The organism is Bacillus sp. CPT56D-587-MTF (assembly GCF_058792335.1).
The window spans coordinates 5,368,501-5,384,964 of the sequence record NZ_JBYTEF010000001.1 but is presented as its reverse complement, the minus strand read 5'-3'; the positions used below and the strand labels follow the sequence as shown (position 1 = coordinate 5,384,964).

Here is a 16,464-nt window from a genome sequence, read left to right as displayed (position 1 = left end):
CTTACATTAGAATAGAACAAAAGAAATGTGAATATACAAAAGGCGCATTTCTCTTATATTTTTTCTAAGAAAAATGCGCCTTATCCACATATATGTGAAACCCTATTTCCAAGTGCCTAGAGTATTTTAACATACATACTGAACACGCAACAAAAATAAGGAATCCATTTCATACGAAACGGATTCCTCTTATATTGCAATTATTTCATTGTAACTTTCATTACTTCTGTTGAACCTTTTGTAGCTGCTACGCCTACAGTTGTCTTAATAGACTCAGCTGCATCTGTGTTTGTAATAACAATTGGAGTAATTGTGCTTTTCGCTTTTTCACGGATTAATTCTAAGTCGAATGAGATTAATTTATCTCCAGCTTTTACAGCTTGGCCTTCAGAAACGTGAGCTTCGAAACCTTCACCTTCCATTTTTACAGTTTCTAATCCAACGTGGATTAAAATTTCTGTACCGTTTTTCGCTTTAATTCCGATAGCATGTTTTGTGTGGAATAATTGTACGATTTCACCATCAACTGGAGATACAACTACACCTTCAGTAGGATCAATTGCAACACCGTCACCCATCATACGACCAGCAAATACTGGATCTGGTACTTCTTCAATATTTTTCACTGCTCCAGTTAATGGAGCTACGATTGTTTCTTCATTTGTTTTTGAACCAAGACCGAATAATTTTTTAAACATAGGATAGTCCTCCTTATAATTTACCTAAAAGTTTATAGGGCAATCCCTAGTAAAACTCGGGATACATGTAAGACTTCATACTTCGAATATTATACTGTAAAAACGCTTTCGAAATAAATTATGTCATTACTAATAGACTCTTATTGTAGCGCTTCACAAAATTCCAGTCAATTCTGATTGTCTGAATAACAATAAGAAGTTAACTTCTATTTATATTTTCTCTTTTTTTGTCCAACTTGTCTAGAGGTCTTTACTACATTTTATTTTTTGTTGTTAATTTGTAAAATTTTTTCAAAATCAACTTGACTAAAGTAAGTAACTATTTTATTATTACTTACGTAAGGTAAGTTAATAACTTTTAGGGGGTTTTCAAAAATGATGGATTTCGGTCTTCTTATTATTCGTCTTATTATAGGTATTACATTCATGGGTCATGGTGCTCAAAAATTATTTGGTTGGTTCGGCGGTTACGGTTTAAAAGGAACAGGTGGCTGGATGGAATCAATTGGTTTACGCCCTGGTGTATTTATGGCATTTATGGCTGGCGCAACTGAATTACTAGGTGGTTTCTTATTCGCATCAGGTATTTTCATTGTAGTTGGTTCATTATTTATCGTTGGAACAATGTTAATGGCTATCTTCACTGTTCACGGAAAAAATGGTTACTGGGTAACACAAAACGGATATGAATATAACTTAATGTTAATCGCTGTCGCTGTTGGTGTAGCTTTAATTGGACCTGGCGCATACGTTTTACTTTAATTTTTATCTCAAATTTGAGATTCTTGAAAAAGAACTTACTTCATTACAATTGAAGTAAGTTCTTTTTATGAAACAAAATATTATTTCCAGCAGGATTTTCTCATCGTTATCTTGTAAACAAACAATAAGTATTCATATTTAGAAAGGGGATTACAAGCATGTTATCCATTAATCCAAATGAACAAACTGAAAAAGATAATTACAAATTACTTACTGGAAGTATCATCCCTCGTCCTGTCGCATTCGTTACTTCTGTAACAAAAGAAGGTGTACTAAACGGAGCACCATATAGTTATTTCAATATTGTCGCTGCTAATCCACCACTTATCTCAGTATCTGTACAACGAAAAGCAGGAGAAAGAAAGGACACTTCCCGAAACGCAATTGAAAAAGGAGAATTTGTCGTACATATTTCTGACGAATCATATGTAGCAGCAATTAACGAAACAGCAGCTAACCTCCCGCCAAATGAAAGTGAAATTGAACTAGCAAAACTAACACCAATCGAAAGTGAAGTCATCTCTGTTCCAGGTGTAAAAGAAGCAAATATTCGAATGGAATGTGTATTAGAACGTGCAATTCCACTTGGCGGAACGGAAGACTCACCAGCTTGTGATCTACTAATTGGACGCGTCGTTCGTTTCCACGTTGCCGAACATCTATATGAAAAAGGGCGCATTCACGCAGAAGGACTCAAACCAATAAGCCGCCTAGCAGGACACAACTATGCAAAATTAGGAGAACAATTTGAATTAGTTAGGCCAGTTTAAAAGTGGAAGTGGCTCGCTCAGAATCGCAGGGCATTGGAGCTCTCGACCTTGAAGCGCTTTTTGCTTCATGCGAGAGAGCGAAATGACCGGAGATTCTAGCCGCTGAAGCTGGATAATATCTAAAAGTGGAGGCAGCTAGATTCCTCCCATCACTCAAATATAAAATCCCCTGCTTTTTAGCAGGGGATTTTATCATTGTAATTCTTCCTTCTTTTCCTCTAAAGTAGGCATTTTCTCTTTTTTCGGCTTCCCTAGCTTAATTACGAAGAAGTATAGGGAAAGCAATGTAATAAGAAAAACAATTAAAAACGGGTACGGAGAGTAAAAGGCACGCGCCGCCTCAGTCTTTCCCGCAACAAATTTCAATGACTCAATATCTAAAAACTCAGCAAACATTTGTACACCGAGCATACTAAACCAAAAAACAAAAAAACTAATAATAATACCAAAAACTTGCTTCAATCTCGTCATTCATCTCATCCTTTCTATATCTGTAATTTTTAGCGTAATAAATATAGTACAAACAAAATATTCACAGAAAGGAACTATCTCACCATTCACGAATTAACTTAATCCAACCTAACATCGAAATTTGCAAAATAATACCCCAAATTATAAGTCTTCTTAGCCATCGAGGAAAGAAGGTTAAAAATTTAACATACCATTCCAATAGCTTGTTCATAATTCCCTCCTACATAAAATTATATAGGAAAAAGGATATATAATCCAAACCCAACCAAAATGATACCACCTACTATCTCACCGTATGTACCGAGCATATCTTTCGCATGTCTCCCAATTAATAAACCAATCCACGCTAATAACATGCTAACAAATCCAAAAAGTAAAATCGTAATAATTGTCTGTGCCCCATAAATACCAAGACTAAGCCCTACTGAGAAACTATCTATACTGACGCCAAATGCAAATACGAATAAACTAATTCCAATAGGGGCAGTTCTAGTCTCTTCATTTTGTAAAATGGTCGAATATACGATATAAAACCCTAGTCCGATTAATAAAATAGCACCCGCAAAATGTGCGATATCTCCATATTTCTCTGATAAAAAACGACCTAGTACCATTCCTATAAACGGCATAATAATATGAAATATCCCTATCGTCATACCAATATACAGGATTTGTCTTAACTTTAGGGGCATCATCCCCATACCAAGACTCACCGAGAACGCATCCATCCCTAAGGCGAATGCCATAATTATTAAAGGTATTAGCTGTTCAAACGTCATTCATGCCCCTCCTTGGACGTGCTACTTCACAATATGCTTATCCAAGGAGAAATATTCTGTTTGCTAATCTTACCTTATCATTCAATAATAATATGATGTCCTGCCGCTTTTGTTAAACGATTCATAATTGCATTCCCTATTCCTTCATTAGGGAATGACTCACTAAAAATAACATCCACTTCACTTGCATCAAATGTTCTAAGTACATCATATAATTTAGTCGCAACGCTAGCTAAGTCACTTCTAACACCACAAGATAATATAACATCTGCACTATATACATACTGGTACTCTTCTGTCGTTAATACGCCTACTTTAAATCCTTCTTTCTTTTTCTCATCCACAAGATGCTGAATAAACTCACGTGAGCCCTCAACAATACTAAGTGGTGCTTTCGGCGCATAATGTGTGTATTTCATTCCAGGCGATTTCGGTTTTTCCTTCTCATCCTTTAAAGCTGGATCTAAAGAAACAGTACCTATCACCGCTTCTAATTGTTCTTTCGTAATCCCACCTGGACGTAATATTGTTGGAACCGTGCTTGTACAATCAATTACAGTTGATTCAACGCCTACTCCAGTTGCACCACCATCAACAATACCTGCAATCTTCCCATTCAAATCTTCATATACGTGAGAAGCTAATGTTGGACTTGGACGCCCTGAACGATTCGCACTTGGTGCCGCAACAGGTACATTCGCCTCTTCAATAAGAGCAAGTGCAATTGGATGATCAGGCATTCTTACTCCAACCGTATTAAGTCCTGCCGTCACCTTCTCTGAAATTCCTTCTTTTCTCGGCAAAATAATTGTTAATGGTCCTGGCCAAAAATGCGCCATTAACTTCTCTGCAACTGGTGGAATTTCTTTCACAATCCCATCTAACTGAGATTTTGTACCTATGTGGACAATGAGTGGATTATCACTCGGTCTTCCTTTCGCTTCGAAAATTTTCGCGATTGCTTCATCATCCATCGCGTTTGCCCCTAACCCATATACTGTTTCCGTAGGGAAAGCAACCGCCTCATTTTCTCTTAATAATTTTGCTGCTTCTTGTAACTGTGGATAATATTTTTTTCTTTCCACAACATTATCCACAACCCACATATTTGTATGCATTTTTTTCCACGTCCTTTTCTAGCCTTAAATACTTGTCTATTTTTAGTTTACTATGAGATTTATCCAAAAGACAAACAAGGTTTATCCACAAAATGTGGATAAACCTAATTAATCCGTGGATAACTTTGTGAATAGCTGACAATTTAGTATTATTGCATTCTGCTCTTTTATATTTTTACAAAAATGTTCTAGCTGTTGAATTCCCTCTGGAACCTCATCCTTTTCTATAGTAAAAAAGTCAAAGAACTGAAAGATCGGTACAGATTGTGGATGATTTGTTAGTAAGTACAATTGTTGAACACTTTTTTCTTTCATATACTGCAAAAACATTTCAAAAAAATATAAGAAAGTCTGTTTATCCACATGAGGTGTGAATAAACAAGAACGAATAAGTACATCTTCCCCACTTTGTTCATAACCAATTACAGCTCGTATTTCTTCCGCCTCTTCCAAAATCATAAATTGTGCGTACAACTCATTTATTTTATCATCTTTTTTATTAGCTTGTCCGAAAAAAGAATGTAATCTTTCCACATCTGCTTTCGTAGCAAAATACACTTTCTTCATAATAAATCCCTCCTCATTTTTATATATGAGGAGGGATTTATTAATAGTACTATTTAGAGAATAAAGATGTAAAAGCTTCTACAATAAACAATTTAACTTCTGGCTTTTCTTCTTCCTCTTCTACGTTTACATACTCATTTTGCTGTTCTTGTTTTTTCTCCACAGATTTCTCCACTTTTTCCACATTTTTTGTTTCTTCTTTACTTACAGGCTGCTCTTCGACTTTTGTTTCATTTTTCACTACTTTCTTTTCAGAAGCTGTTACTTTTTTTACTGCTTCCCGCTTTACAACTTTCGTTTCTTTTACCTCATCCTCTTTTTTCTCTTCTACATTTACTACTTCTTCATTATCTATTTGTTTTACTTGCTCCTCTTCAGGAGATTCAGCCTTCACAACATGTTCTTCTTTCCTTACAGCTGTACCACTTGAAAAATCTAAGAAACACATCGGTGGAAATAATACACACCACCAGTTTGCCCCTTCACCTTCCCCAATTGTAATTAAGACTGCTTCATATTCCCCTGCCGGATAAATAAAATTCCCATATACCTTTGTAGGAAACTTTACATTCTTACTAAATTTCACTTGAAATGATTCTTTACTTCCTTCTCTTTTTAACGTATTTTCCACCGTTTTCTCGATTTCTGGAATATGACTTTGAATTACTTTGCGCGCCTCTTCAAATGAAGTTAAATCCGCTACCCATCCATCAATTTGTGCTTTTACTTCATCACGCACTTTACGCTTTAATGCCTGGTCTTTATCTGAATCACTATTTGCTAAAATTCGTAATCGAACGGCCTCTTTCGGAATAACTGAAGGCCCTTTCGCATCAGCTTTCATATATCCAAACTGCACAAGTAACTGTGCACCAATTAATAGTATAAGAAGATAAGCAATAACTTGTTTTTTCATTTCCTCCACCGTCCCTTCTACAAACAGTGTGGACAGACTTTCATCTTTCTAAACTATTAAATTCAAAATCTATATGAATTTTTCCACAAAAAAATAGAGTAAGGTGTGAACCTTACTCCATCTCTGCAAATACCATACGATCTTTTCCGTTAATATCGAAAACAACCTCAACATGAGCATGTGGAAAAGCTTGTTGTAACAATCTTTTTACATCCTCACCTTGTCCTACTCCAATTTCAAACGCCACAATCGCTTTCTTCTGCAACACATTCGGCAATTCTTCCATAAAACGGCGATAGAAATCTAATCCGTCTTCACCACCAACAAGTGCTCTCTTCGGCTCATGCTCTTTCACAACAGGAGAAAGACCACGCCAATCCTCTTCCGGTATATATGGAGGATTTGAAACAACAACATCTAGCTTTTGACCCGTTTTATGAAATGGTGACAATAAATCACCGTGATAGAACGTTACTTCTGCACCTAAAGATTTTGCATTTTCTTTTGCAACTTCAATCGACTCTTGTGCAATATCTACTGTATACACATGAAGATTTTTATTTTCTAAAGCAAGCGTAATAGAAATCGCTCCACTACCTGTACCTATATCTGCTACATGTAGTTTCTCATCACCAAAATGGCGCTCGATTCTTTCTAATACTCCCACTATAAGCTCTTCTGTTTCCGGCCTTGGTATTAATACTTCTTCATTCACAAAGAAAGACCGTCCATAAAATATTTCATAACCAATCATATATTGAATAGGAATACCTTCTACATGCTTATGGATAAACTCCGTAAAGCTTTTCTCTTGTTCCTCAGTTATTTCTTCACGCATATTCATAAGTAATCCTGTTCTGTTCACCTTTAATACATGACAAAGGACAATTTCTCCCGCATTTTCATCTCGTCCATTTTCCTGTAAAAAAGAAGAAGCCCATTTCAGGGCTTCATAGACACGCATTACTCAGCTGCCTCCATCTTTTGAGCCTGATCTTCCATCACTAAGGCATTGATGAAATCATCTAACTTACCTTGTAAGATTTGATCTAGCTTTTGAATCGTTAAACCGATTCGATGGTCTGTAACACGGTTTTGCGGGAAGTTATACGTACGAATACGCTCTGAACGATCTCCCGTACCAACAGCTTGTTTACGGTTTTGATCATACTCAGCTTGCGCTTCTTGTCTAAACTTATCATAAACACGTGCGCGTAATACTTTCATCGCTTTTTCTTTATTCTTGATCTGTGATTTCTCATCCTGACAAGATACAACTACACCAGTCGGTAAATGCGTTAAACGCACCGCTGACATCGTTGTATTAACGCTCTGTCCACCAGGTCCACTAGAAGCGAATGTATCAACACGAACATCTTTCTCATGAATATCAATTTCTACTTCTTCTGCCTCTGGTAATACAGCTACAGTTGCTGTAGATGTATGAATACGTCCACCAGATTCCGTTTCAGGAACACGTTGTACACGGTGAGCACCATTCTCGAATTTCAGCTTCGCGAAAGCACCTTTACCATTAATCATAAAGATAATCTCTTTATATCCACCTAACTCTGTATAGCTAGCCTCAATAATCTCCGTTTTCCAGCCCTGTACCTCAGCGTAACGGCTATACATACGGTATAAGTCACCAGCAAATAAAGCTGCCTCGTCTCCACCAGCAGCTCCACGAACCTCAACGATAACGTTCTTATCATCATTAGGGTCTTTTGGAACAAGTAAAATTTTCAGACGCTCTGATAATGTTTTATCTTGTGATTCTAACTCAGAAACTTCTTCTTTTACCATTTCACGCATTTCTGCGTCTAACTTATCTTCTAACATTGCTTTCGCATCTTTTAATTGCTCACGAACATCCTTATACTCACGATACACCTCTACCGTTTCCTGTATATCAGACTGTTCCTTTGAATATTCACGAAGCTTATTTGAATCACTAATAATCGCTGGATCACTTAACAATTCATTTAACTTCTCATAACGATTTTCTACAGCTTGCAAACGATCTAACACATCATTCACCTCTACATCCTAGTATCTAATACAAATAGTATATGGTACTTACTCAAAAAAACGCAAATTATATTTAAAAGCGTAAGCGGCTCGCTCAGAATCGCAGGCCATTGGAGCTCTCGACCTTGAAGCGCTTTTTGCTTCGAGCGAGAGAGCGAAATGGCCTGCGATTCTAGCCGCTGGAGCTAGATAATATATTTAAAAGTGGCGGTGGCTCTTTCAGCTCTGACCAACTAAGGTTCTTTCGACCTAAAGGTGCTTTTTACCTTTCGGGCGGAAGGTTCTTAGATGCGAAGAGCTAGCCACCGGAACTAGATATATTTAAAAGCGCAAGCGGCTCACACCGCTCATTCTCTCTATTTTGAAAAAAACCCGCCTTGCGCAGCGCGAGTTTTACTTATCTTTGTTTGCAGGTACTGCATGACAATGACGACAACGTGGTTCATACGATTCTGAAGCTCCAACTAAAATAATTGGATCATCAAATGCCGCTGGTTCTCCATCAATTAATCGTTGTGTACGACTTGCTGGAGATCCACATACAGAACATACTGCTTGTAGTTTTGTCACATGTTCAGCAATCGCCATCAGCTGAGGAACTTGTCCAAATGGTAGACCACGGAAATCTTGGTCTAAACCAGCTACAATGACACGATAGCCACGATTTGCCAATACTTGCACCACTTCCACAATGTCCCCATCAAAAAATTGCACCTCATCGATTGCAATAACATCCAGCTCTTCTGTAATATGTTCAAATATATCCTTTGAAGCTGAAACAGGAACTGCTTTTACCTTTAATCCGTTATGTGATACAACATCTTCTTCACTATATCGATTATCAATACATGGTTTAAATACAATTGCATGTTGTTTTGCAAATTGCGTACGGCGCACACGGCGGATTAGCTCTTCTGACTTGCCAGAAAACATACTACCGCAAATCACTTCAATCCAGCCATTTTGATTTATTAAGTACATGAAGCTCTCCTTTCATCTACTTTTCAGTTAAAAGTAGGGTAAAGGTATAATATTTTCGCAAAAAAAACAGACAAGCGAATACATACACTTGCCTGTTTTATGTTTTTATTACTTAAGACCGTATTTCTTATTGAAGCGGTCAACGCGTCCGTCTGCAGTAGCAAACTTCTGACGTCCAGTGTAGAATGGGTGAGAATCAGAACTGATCTCAACTTTTAGTAATGGATAAGTGTTACCATCTTCCCACTCAACAGTTTCGTTAGATCCTTTAGTAGATCCGCTTAAGAATTTGAAGCCTGTGTTTGTGTCCATGAATACAACTTTCTTGTAATCTGGGTGAATTCCTGCTTTCATTCTTTTCATCTCCTTCCGCCCTGAATCATTTTCGAAACAGAGTTTTTCATCTTCAGCTGCATACACAACTATATTGATGAAACACATATGATGAAATTATAACAAGGCTAACTTCATTTTGCAACTACCTGTTTTTGTCTTTTGAAATTAAAAGTGTAGACGGCTCGTTTAGCTCTGACCGGCTAAGGTTCTCTCGCCCTAAAGGTGCTTTTTACCTTTAGGGCGAGAGAACCTTAGACACGAAGAGCTAGCCGTCGGAACTAGATACAATTTAAAAGCAGAAGCGGCTCGTTCAGAATGGGAGGGGATGGAGCTTCTGACGTAGAGGTGCTTTTTACCTTGTAGGAAGACGCGAAGCCACCGACCATTCTAGCCGCTGGAGGGAGCTCATCCAGCTCTGACTAACTCAGGTTCTTTCACTTATTTCTCTCTTTAATATCACCTAAACAGCATAAAAAACTCGCTTACTATAAAATAAGCGAGTCTTGATTTTTTCCCTTTACTTAGTTGTTACATACCTTTTCGAGTCTGCAACAATGTTTTGTAAAAACTCTTCATTTGTCTTCGTTTGACGAAGCTTACGTAAGAAACTTTCAACAAAGTCTGGTGTATCACGCATTGTCTTACGAATGCCCCATAACTTGTCTAAATGTTCTTTTGGAATTAATAGATCTTCTTTACGTGTACCAGAACGACGAATATCAATCGCTGGGAAGATACGACGTTCAGCTAATGAACGATCTAAGTGAAGTTCCATATTTCCAGTTCCTTTAAATTCCTCGTAAATAACATCGTCCATACGTGATCCTGTATCAACAAGGGCTGTTGCTAAAATTGTTAAGCTACCGCCTTCTTCAATATTACGTGCAGCTCCAAAGAAACGCTTCGGTCTATGGAAGGCAGCTGGATCGATACCACCTGATAATGTTCTACCACTTGGTGGAATAACGAGGTTGTAAGCTCGAGCTAAACGGGTAATACTATCCATTAAAATGATAACATCTTTCTTGTGCTCTACAAGACGCATCGCACGTTCTAACACAAGCTCAGCTACTTTAATATGATTTTCTGGTACTTCATCAAAAGTAGAACTTACAACATCTCCTTTAACAGAACGTTCAATGTCTGTTACTTCCTCTGGACGCTCATCAATTAAAAGTACAATTAGTTCTGCTTCCGGATGATTTGTTGTAACACTGTGCGCGATTTCTTTTAATAGACTTGTTTTACCAGCCTTTGGAGGCGCAACAATTAAACCACGTTGTCCAAATCCAACTGGTGCGATTAAATCCATGATGCGTGTCGGTAACTTTTTCGGTTCCGTTTCCAATTTCATTTGGCGATCTGGGTATAATGGTGTTAATGCAGGGAAATGCACACGCTCTTTTGCTGAATCTGGATCATCTCCGTTTACAGCTTCAACTTGTAATAACCCAAAATAGCGTTCATTTTCTTTCGGAGGTCGTACTTTACCAGAAACCTTATCTCCATTACGTAAATCGAAACGACGAATTTGCGAAGCTGAGATATAAATATCTTCTGAGCTTGGAGAATAGTTGATAGGACGTAGGAATCCAAATCCTTCTGATTGAATAATTTCTAATACGCCTTCCATGAAAAAGAAACCTTCTTTTTCTGCTCGAGCTTTCAAAATAGAAAAAATCAGCTCTTTTTTCGTTAACTTGCTATAATACGAAATCTTAAATTCTTTCGCAAGCTCGTATAACTCTTTTAATTTCATGTTTTCTAATGCTGCAATTGACAAATTCATTCAGACACCACACTTTAACGTTATTCTCTTTTTTCATGGGTAAAGGGAAAAAATACGGAAGGCAAATAATTAATAATGAAAGGCAATAAGTTCAAGTAGGGTAATATTCACTATTGTAACCCTTTTATCTAGTTTTAATCAATACGTTGGAACACAAATACAAGAAGCGAAGACAAGAAAATTTGTCTTCGCTTCTTATTTAATTTAGTTCCAGCTCCGATAGTTAGAAAGATCGACCATTTTAACCTTTCTGAAGGAGCTGCTTACGCTTTTTATTTAATCCAGCTCCGGTCATTTTACTCTCTCACTCGAAGCAAAGAGCGCTTCAAGGTCGAGAGTTGAAAGTTTCCTGCGATTCTGAGCGAGCCGCTTCCACCTTTTACTTAATAACCAAGTTCGGTTTTTTATTTAAGCTATGACGACCATCTACGAAGCGAACTGTGCCTGATTTTGCGCGCATAACAAGGGATTGCGTTGTTCCTACGCTACCTTTAAATTGAACACCGCGTAATAGTTCTCCATCTGTTACGCCTGTTGCTGCAAAGATTGCATCGTCACCTTTTACTAAGTCCTCCATGCGAAGGATACGATTAATGTCTTCTATGCCCATTTTTTTACAACGTGCTAATTCAGCTTCGTTTTGTGGCAATAGTTTTCCGTGAATTTCTCCACCTAAACATTTTAAAGCAACTGCTGCTAATACACCTTCAGGTGCTCCACCAGATCCAAATAAAATATCTACACCTGTACGATCAAACGCTGTATTAATCGCTCCAGCTACATCTCCATCATTAATCAATTTAATGCGCGCACCAGCTTTACGAATTTCTTCAATAATTTCTTGATGACGTGGACGATTTAAAACTGTCGCTACAACATCTTCAATATCTTTATTTTTCGCTTTCGCAACTGCACGTAAGTTATCAATAATAGGCGCATCAATGTCGACCGCCCCAACTGCTTCTGGGCCAACCGCGATTTTATCCATGTACATGTCAGGGGCATGTAACAAATTACCGTGGTCTGCAATTGCAATGACAGCAAGAGCATTCCAGCCACCAGCTGCTACGATGTTTGTCCCTTCTAAAGGATCAACCGCAACGTCTACACGTGGTCCATATCCTGTACCTAATTTCTCTCCGATATATAGCATTGGTGCTTCATCCATCTCACCTTCACCAATTACAACTGTACCTTTCATCGGAATTGTATCAAATACATCACGCATAGCTGATGTTGCTGCACCGTCTGCCTCATCCTTTTTCCCGCGCCCCATCCAACGCGCTGATGATAAAGCTGCAGCCTCTGTTACACGTACTAACTCCATAGATAAACTTCTTTCCACGATAATCCCTCTCCTTTAAGCCTTTATATTTCTGCCGTATTTTGTGAACCGTGTTTTTCTATAAAGTGTACTTCCGCAAGTAGTGATGCTTCGCTTCCCCCTTGCGGAAGTATCACTTATGCGTTCTTCATTTCTTCAATTTCTTGCTTTGTCATTTGTTCTCGCCAAATGTTTGCACCAAGCCCTTTAAGCTTGTCCACTATATTCTCATAACCTCGATCAATATGCTCAAGTCCTGTTACTTCTGTAATTCCATCTGCCATTAACCCTGCAATAACAAGTGCCGCTCCTGCTCGTAAATCACTCGCCTTCACTTTTGCACCTTGCAGTAACACAGGACCAGTTACAATTGCCGAACGACCCTCTACTTTAATTTGAGCATTCATACGACGTAATTCATCAATGTGTTTGAAACGGGCACCGTAAATTGTATCTGTTACAACTCCCGTCCCGTGTGCCTTTGTTAAAAGCGTCGTAAACGGCTGTTGTAAATCCGTTGGAAAACCTGGATATACAAGCGTTTTGATATCAACTACTTTTAACTTTCTATTACCGTTCACCGTAATTTGATCATCGTTCGTTTCAACTTGAACACCAGCTTCCCTTAGCTTTGCAGTAACTGATTCTAAATGCTGAGGAATAACGTTATCAACCGTTACTTCTCCTCCTGATGCAGCTCCTAGAATCATATACGTACCAGCTTCAATACGATCTGGGATGATAGTATGGTGACAACCATGTAAAGAGTCAACACCATCTATTCGGATTACGTCAGTACCAGCACCTTTAATACGTGCTCCCATGCTTGTTAACAATGTAGCTACATCAATGATCTCAGGCTCTTTCGCTGCATTTTCAATAACAGTTCTACCTTTCGCTCGTACAGCTGCTAGCATAATATTAATCGTAGCTCCTACACTAACAACATCTAAATAAATACGTGCCCCGCGTAGCTCATCTGCTCTTAAATAGATGGCACCTTGTTCATTCGTAACATGTGCACCTAGCGCTTCAAACCCTTTAATATGCTGATCAATCGGCCTCGGTCCTAAATGACATCCACCCGGAAGCCCAATAACAGCTTTTTTAAAACGGCCAAGCATTGCACCCATTAAATAATAAGAAGCGCGCAATTTTTTCACTTTTCCATTTGGCAAAGGCATTGCAACCATGTTAGAAGGATCGACTACCATCTCTTCCTCCTGTCCATAAGTTACTTTCCCTCCAATTTCCTCTAGTAAGTCCCCTAACATTTTCACGTCCGAAATATTAGGGACACCACCAATAGTTACTGGAGTATCTGCTAAAATTGTCGCTGGAATTAATGCAACGGCACTGTTCTTTGCACCACTTACTCGAATTGTTCCATTTAAAGCTCTTCCGCCTTCAATTAGCAATTTTTCCATATTGAGCTCCCTTCTTGTGAATGTATTTACTTTCTATCTTTTTATAGAAAGCTCCCCTTAAGAATCTCAATTACTCTTTCCATCCCAAAACTCAATAAATAGGAAACCATTATCTTCATTTCTCCTGTAGCACGAATAGATAAAGATCAACTATTCATCGAATTCACTTTATCAATTTAGATACGTTATCACATTTATTAATAGGACTATGCACATTATTTTCTATTTAAAAACCAAAAATGATAAAATCTTTAGACTTGTTCACGCTTTCATTATACAACGAAAGGAAACCGTCTAAAAGACTAGACGGTTTCCAAAACGGAATTTTATTCTTACGCTTTACCGTTAGAACCGAATTCGCGAATTTTACCAATAACAGTTGCTTTGATAGCGTCGCGGCCAGGTCCGATAAATTTACGAGGATCGTAAACTTCTTGGTCTTTGTTTAATACTTCACGAACAGCTTTTGTAAACTCGATTTGGTTCTCAGTGTTTACGTTGATTTTTGAAGTACCTAAAGAGATAGCTTTTTCGATATCAGCAGTTGGGATACCAGTACCACCATGTAATACTAAAGGTACGCCAGTGAAGTCACGAACTTGTTCCATTTCAGCGAATCCTAAGTTAGGCTCACCTTTGTAAGGACCGTGTACAGAACCTAAAGCTGGAGCTAGGCAATCGATACCTGTTGCTTCAACAAGGTGCTTACACTCTGCTGGGTCAGCGTAAATTACGCCTTCAGCGATTACGTCGTCTTCTTGTCCGCCAACTGTTCCAAGCTCAGCTTCAACAGATACGTTACGAGCGTGTGCGTATTCTACTACTTGTTTAGTAGTTTCAACGTTTTCTTCGAATGGGTGGTGAGAAGCGTCAATCATTACAGATGTGAAACCTGCATCAATTGCTTCTTTACATTTTTCGAAGCTTGAACCATGGTCAAGGTGAATCGCTACAGGAACAGTGATGTTCATTTCTTCGATTAAAGCTTTAACCATAGCTACAACTGTTTTGAAACCAGTCATATGACGAGCTGCACCCTCAGATACACCTAGGATTACAGGAGATTTTTCTTCTTCCGCAGCAGCTAAGATAGCTTGAGTCCACTCTAAGTTGTTCATGTTGAATTGACCAACTGCGTATTTTCCTTCTAGTGCTTTGTTTAGCATTTCTTTCATAGAAACTAAAGGCATGGTGAATCCTCCTAAAAAACGTTTTTTGTATCCGATAAGTTCTTATCGCTGGTAGTATGACCAGAATAAGGTAAAATATGTATATCTACATACCGGACTTTTTTCTACACTCAATAGGATAACAACTTGTACTCAAAAACTCAACCGTATTCACCTGCACAATAGTCCATGTAAACGCTTTTTTCCATATTTTTTATAAAAAATTCATTTTTATGCCTCTACAGCGAGCTCATTTCTCACAGCTTGACGAATTTCATCAATATCAAATGGTTTAGCAAAATGCATTAAAGCTCCTAAATCTTTTGCTTCTTGGATCATATCAAGCTCTCCATAAGCAGTCATTAAAATTACTTTAATACTCTCATCAATTTCTTTTACATGCTTTAAAATCTCTATACCATCCATGCCTGGAATTTTCATATCTAACACTACTAAATCTGGATTATCTTTTTTCACGATATCTAAAGCTTGAAATCCATTCGCTGCTTGGAATGTCTGATAACCTTCTTTTTGGAACACTTCATGTAATAACACACGAATCCCATATTGATCATCAACGATTAAAATTTTACCTTCCATAATTCCCAACCTTTCTGTGTAAGTACAAGATTTAAAGCTTCTTATATCTTAACGATTTAATTTCGCTATTCTTTGGCAAATTCCTTCCTATTCTTTCTTATTTTACCGTTTCCTATTTTGTTATGCTACCCTACGATTTCACCTTTCTAAAAAAATAAATTATAATGAAAGCCGGCAAACACGTACGAAGGGAGTAACATTATGTTAAAAATTTTTTCAACTCAATTAAGTGGTTATTTCTCCAGAGTTTCTCAAAAAGAAGAAATGAATATAGAAGATAGCGCTCGTTTACTTGCTCAAGCACTAGTTGGCGATGGTTTCATTTATTTACATGGTACAAATGAAATGGAGGGCGTTGTTGCCGAGGCACTATTCGGTGCTGAACCAATGAAGCAAGCAAAACGCTTATTTGAAAATGGTAAAGAAGCAGAAGTAACCTCTGCGGATCGTGTACTTCTTATTAGCCGTTTTTCAACAGATGAAGCGGTTGTAGAAATTGCAAAAAAACTACAAGAAGAGGGACACTCTATTGTGGGCATTTCTGCTCTTCAAGAAGGGACAGAATCACTGGAACGATATACAGACGTACATATTGATACAAAACTGTTAAAAGGTCTTATTCCAGACGATGAAGGTAATCGCTACGGATTCCCAAGTTTAATAGTAGCTTTATTTGCTTATCACGGGATTAAATTTACAATCGATGAAATGTTAAATGAATATTAA

The 16,464-nt window shown here is 37.9% G+C and carries 18 protein-coding genes; 3 read left to right on the top strand and 15 right to left on the bottom strand.

Annotated elements, in window-relative coordinates; all coding sequences use genetic code 11:
- Positions 1 to 200: 200 nt before the first annotated feature.
- Positions 201 to 698 carry a PTS sugar transporter subunit IIA gene (locus tag AC3WVZ_RS27900; protein WP_000473665.1) on the bottom strand — a complete coding sequence of 166 codons (498 nt, stop codon included), beginning with the start codon at positions 696 to 698 and terminating at the stop codon, positions 201 to 203.
- A gap of 375 nt (positions 699 to 1,073) precedes the next feature.
- On the opposite strand from AC3WVZ_RS27900, the gene AC3WVZ_RS27895 reads away from it, so the two are divergent.
- Both AC3WVZ_RS27895 and AC3WVZ_RS27890 read left to right on the top strand, forming a co-directional pair.
- On the top strand, positions 1,074 to 1,460 hold the full coding sequence (locus AC3WVZ_RS27895) for a DoxX family protein (RefSeq protein WP_000968616.1): 387 nt from the start codon (positions 1,074 to 1,076) through the stop codon (positions 1,458 to 1,460).
- Between the two features lie 158 nt (positions 1,461 to 1,618).
- Positions 1,619 to 2,230, top strand: a complete 612-nt coding sequence (locus tag AC3WVZ_RS27890; RefSeq protein WP_000949055.1) for a flavin reductase family protein — start codon at positions 1,619 to 1,621, stop codon at positions 2,228 to 2,230.
- 192 nt (positions 2,231 to 2,422) lie between these two features.
- On the opposite strand, the gene AC3WVZ_RS27885 is transcribed toward AC3WVZ_RS27890, so the two are convergent.
- The 14 genes from AC3WVZ_RS27885 to spo0F all read right to left on the bottom strand — a co-directional run bounded on the left by AC3WVZ_RS27885 (position 2,423) and on the right by spo0F (position 15,738).
- The gene (locus AC3WVZ_RS27885) at positions 2,423 to 2,701 is read right to left on the bottom strand and encodes a DUF3935 domain-containing protein (protein ID WP_000197472.1); all 279 of its coding nucleotides are present in this window, start codon (positions 2,699 to 2,701) and stop codon (positions 2,423 to 2,425) included.
- A gap of 230 nt (positions 2,702 to 2,931) precedes the next feature.
- Positions 2,932 to 3,480 carry a manganese efflux pump MntP gene (locus AC3WVZ_RS27880; protein WP_000142475.1) on the bottom strand — a complete coding sequence of 183 codons (549 nt, stop codon included), beginning with the start codon at positions 3,478 to 3,480 and terminating at the stop codon, positions 2,932 to 2,934.
- Between the two features lie 77 nt (positions 3,481 to 3,557).
- Entirely contained in the window at positions 3,558 to 4,598 is a 1,041-nt protein-coding gene (locus AC3WVZ_RS27875) for an L-threonylcarbamoyladenylate synthase (RefSeq protein WP_000557354.1), read from the bottom strand.
- A 108-nt stretch (positions 4,599 to 4,706) separates the two neighbouring features.
- Positions 4,707 to 5,165, bottom strand: a complete 459-nt coding sequence (locus AC3WVZ_RS27870; protein ID WP_000758437.1) for a GNAT family N-acetyltransferase — start codon at positions 5,163 to 5,165, stop codon at positions 4,707 to 4,709.
- A 49-nt stretch (positions 5,166 to 5,214) separates the two neighbouring features.
- Positions 5,215 to 6,081: a stage II sporulation protein R gene (gene spoIIR / locus AC3WVZ_RS27865; RefSeq protein ID WP_233935714.1), complete on the bottom strand. Its 867-nt coding sequence runs from the start codon at positions 6,079 to 6,081 to the stop codon at positions 5,215 to 5,217.
- A 112-nt stretch (positions 6,082 to 6,193) separates the two neighbouring features.
- The gene (gene prmC / locus AC3WVZ_RS27860) at positions 6,194 to 7,045 is read right to left on the bottom strand and encodes a peptide chain release factor N(5)-glutamine methyltransferase (RefSeq protein WP_233935713.1); all 852 of its coding nucleotides are present in this window, start codon (positions 7,043 to 7,045) and stop codon (positions 6,194 to 6,196) included.
- On the bottom strand, positions 7,045 to 8,112 hold the full coding sequence (gene prfA, locus AC3WVZ_RS27855; RefSeq protein ID WP_000887064.1) for a peptide chain release factor 1: 1,068 nt from the start codon (positions 8,110 to 8,112) through the stop codon (positions 7,045 to 7,047). Before prfA ends, prmC begins: the two co-directional genes overlap by 1 nt.
- 393 nt (positions 8,113 to 8,505) lie before the next feature.
- Entirely contained in the window at positions 8,506 to 9,093 is a 588-nt protein-coding gene (locus tag AC3WVZ_RS27850) for a thymidine kinase (protein ID WP_000280859.1), read from the bottom strand.
- Positions 9,094 to 9,201: 108 nt separating this feature from the next.
- A complete protein-coding gene (locus tag AC3WVZ_RS27845; RefSeq protein ID WP_000643433.1) occupies positions 9,202 to 9,447 on the bottom strand; it encodes a type B 50S ribosomal protein L31 in 246 nt (81 codons plus the stop codon).
- Between the two features lie 499 nt (positions 9,448 to 9,946).
- Complete coding sequence (gene rho / locus AC3WVZ_RS27840) at positions 9,947 to 11,218, bottom strand: transcription termination factor Rho (protein WP_001053903.1); 1,272 nt, start codon at positions 11,216 to 11,218, stop codon at positions 9,947 to 9,949.
- A 379-nt stretch (positions 11,219 to 11,597) separates the two neighbouring features.
- Entirely contained in the window at positions 11,598 to 12,563 is a 966-nt protein-coding gene (gene glpX / locus AC3WVZ_RS27835; RefSeq protein WP_000442340.1) for a class II fructose-bisphosphatase, read from the bottom strand.
- Between the two features lie 116 nt (positions 12,564 to 12,679).
- Positions 12,680 to 13,969 (bottom strand): UDP-N-acetylglucosamine 1-carboxyvinyltransferase, encoded by a 1,290-nt coding sequence (murA, locus tag AC3WVZ_RS27830; RefSeq protein ID WP_000413254.1) that lies wholly within the window; start codon positions 13,967 to 13,969, stop codon positions 12,680 to 12,682.
- Between the two features lie 332 nt (positions 13,970 to 14,301).
- Entirely contained in the window at positions 14,302 to 15,159 is an 858-nt protein-coding gene (locus AC3WVZ_RS27825) for a class II fructose-bisphosphate aldolase (protein WP_001131855.1), read from the bottom strand.
- A 210-nt stretch (positions 15,160 to 15,369) separates the two neighbouring features.
- Positions 15,370 to 15,738 carry a sporulation initiation phosphotransferase Spo0F gene (gene spo0F / locus AC3WVZ_RS27820; RefSeq protein WP_000398594.1) on the bottom strand — a complete coding sequence of 123 codons (369 nt, stop codon included), beginning with the start codon at positions 15,736 to 15,738 and terminating at the stop codon, positions 15,370 to 15,372.
- Between the two features lie 201 nt (positions 15,739 to 15,939).
- On the opposite strand from spo0F, the gene AC3WVZ_RS27815 reads away from it, so the two are divergent.
- Positions 15,940 to 16,464: a DUF2529 domain-containing protein gene (locus AC3WVZ_RS27815; RefSeq protein ID WP_000912402.1), complete on the top strand. Its 525-nt coding sequence runs from the start codon at positions 15,940 to 15,942 to the stop codon at positions 16,462 to 16,464.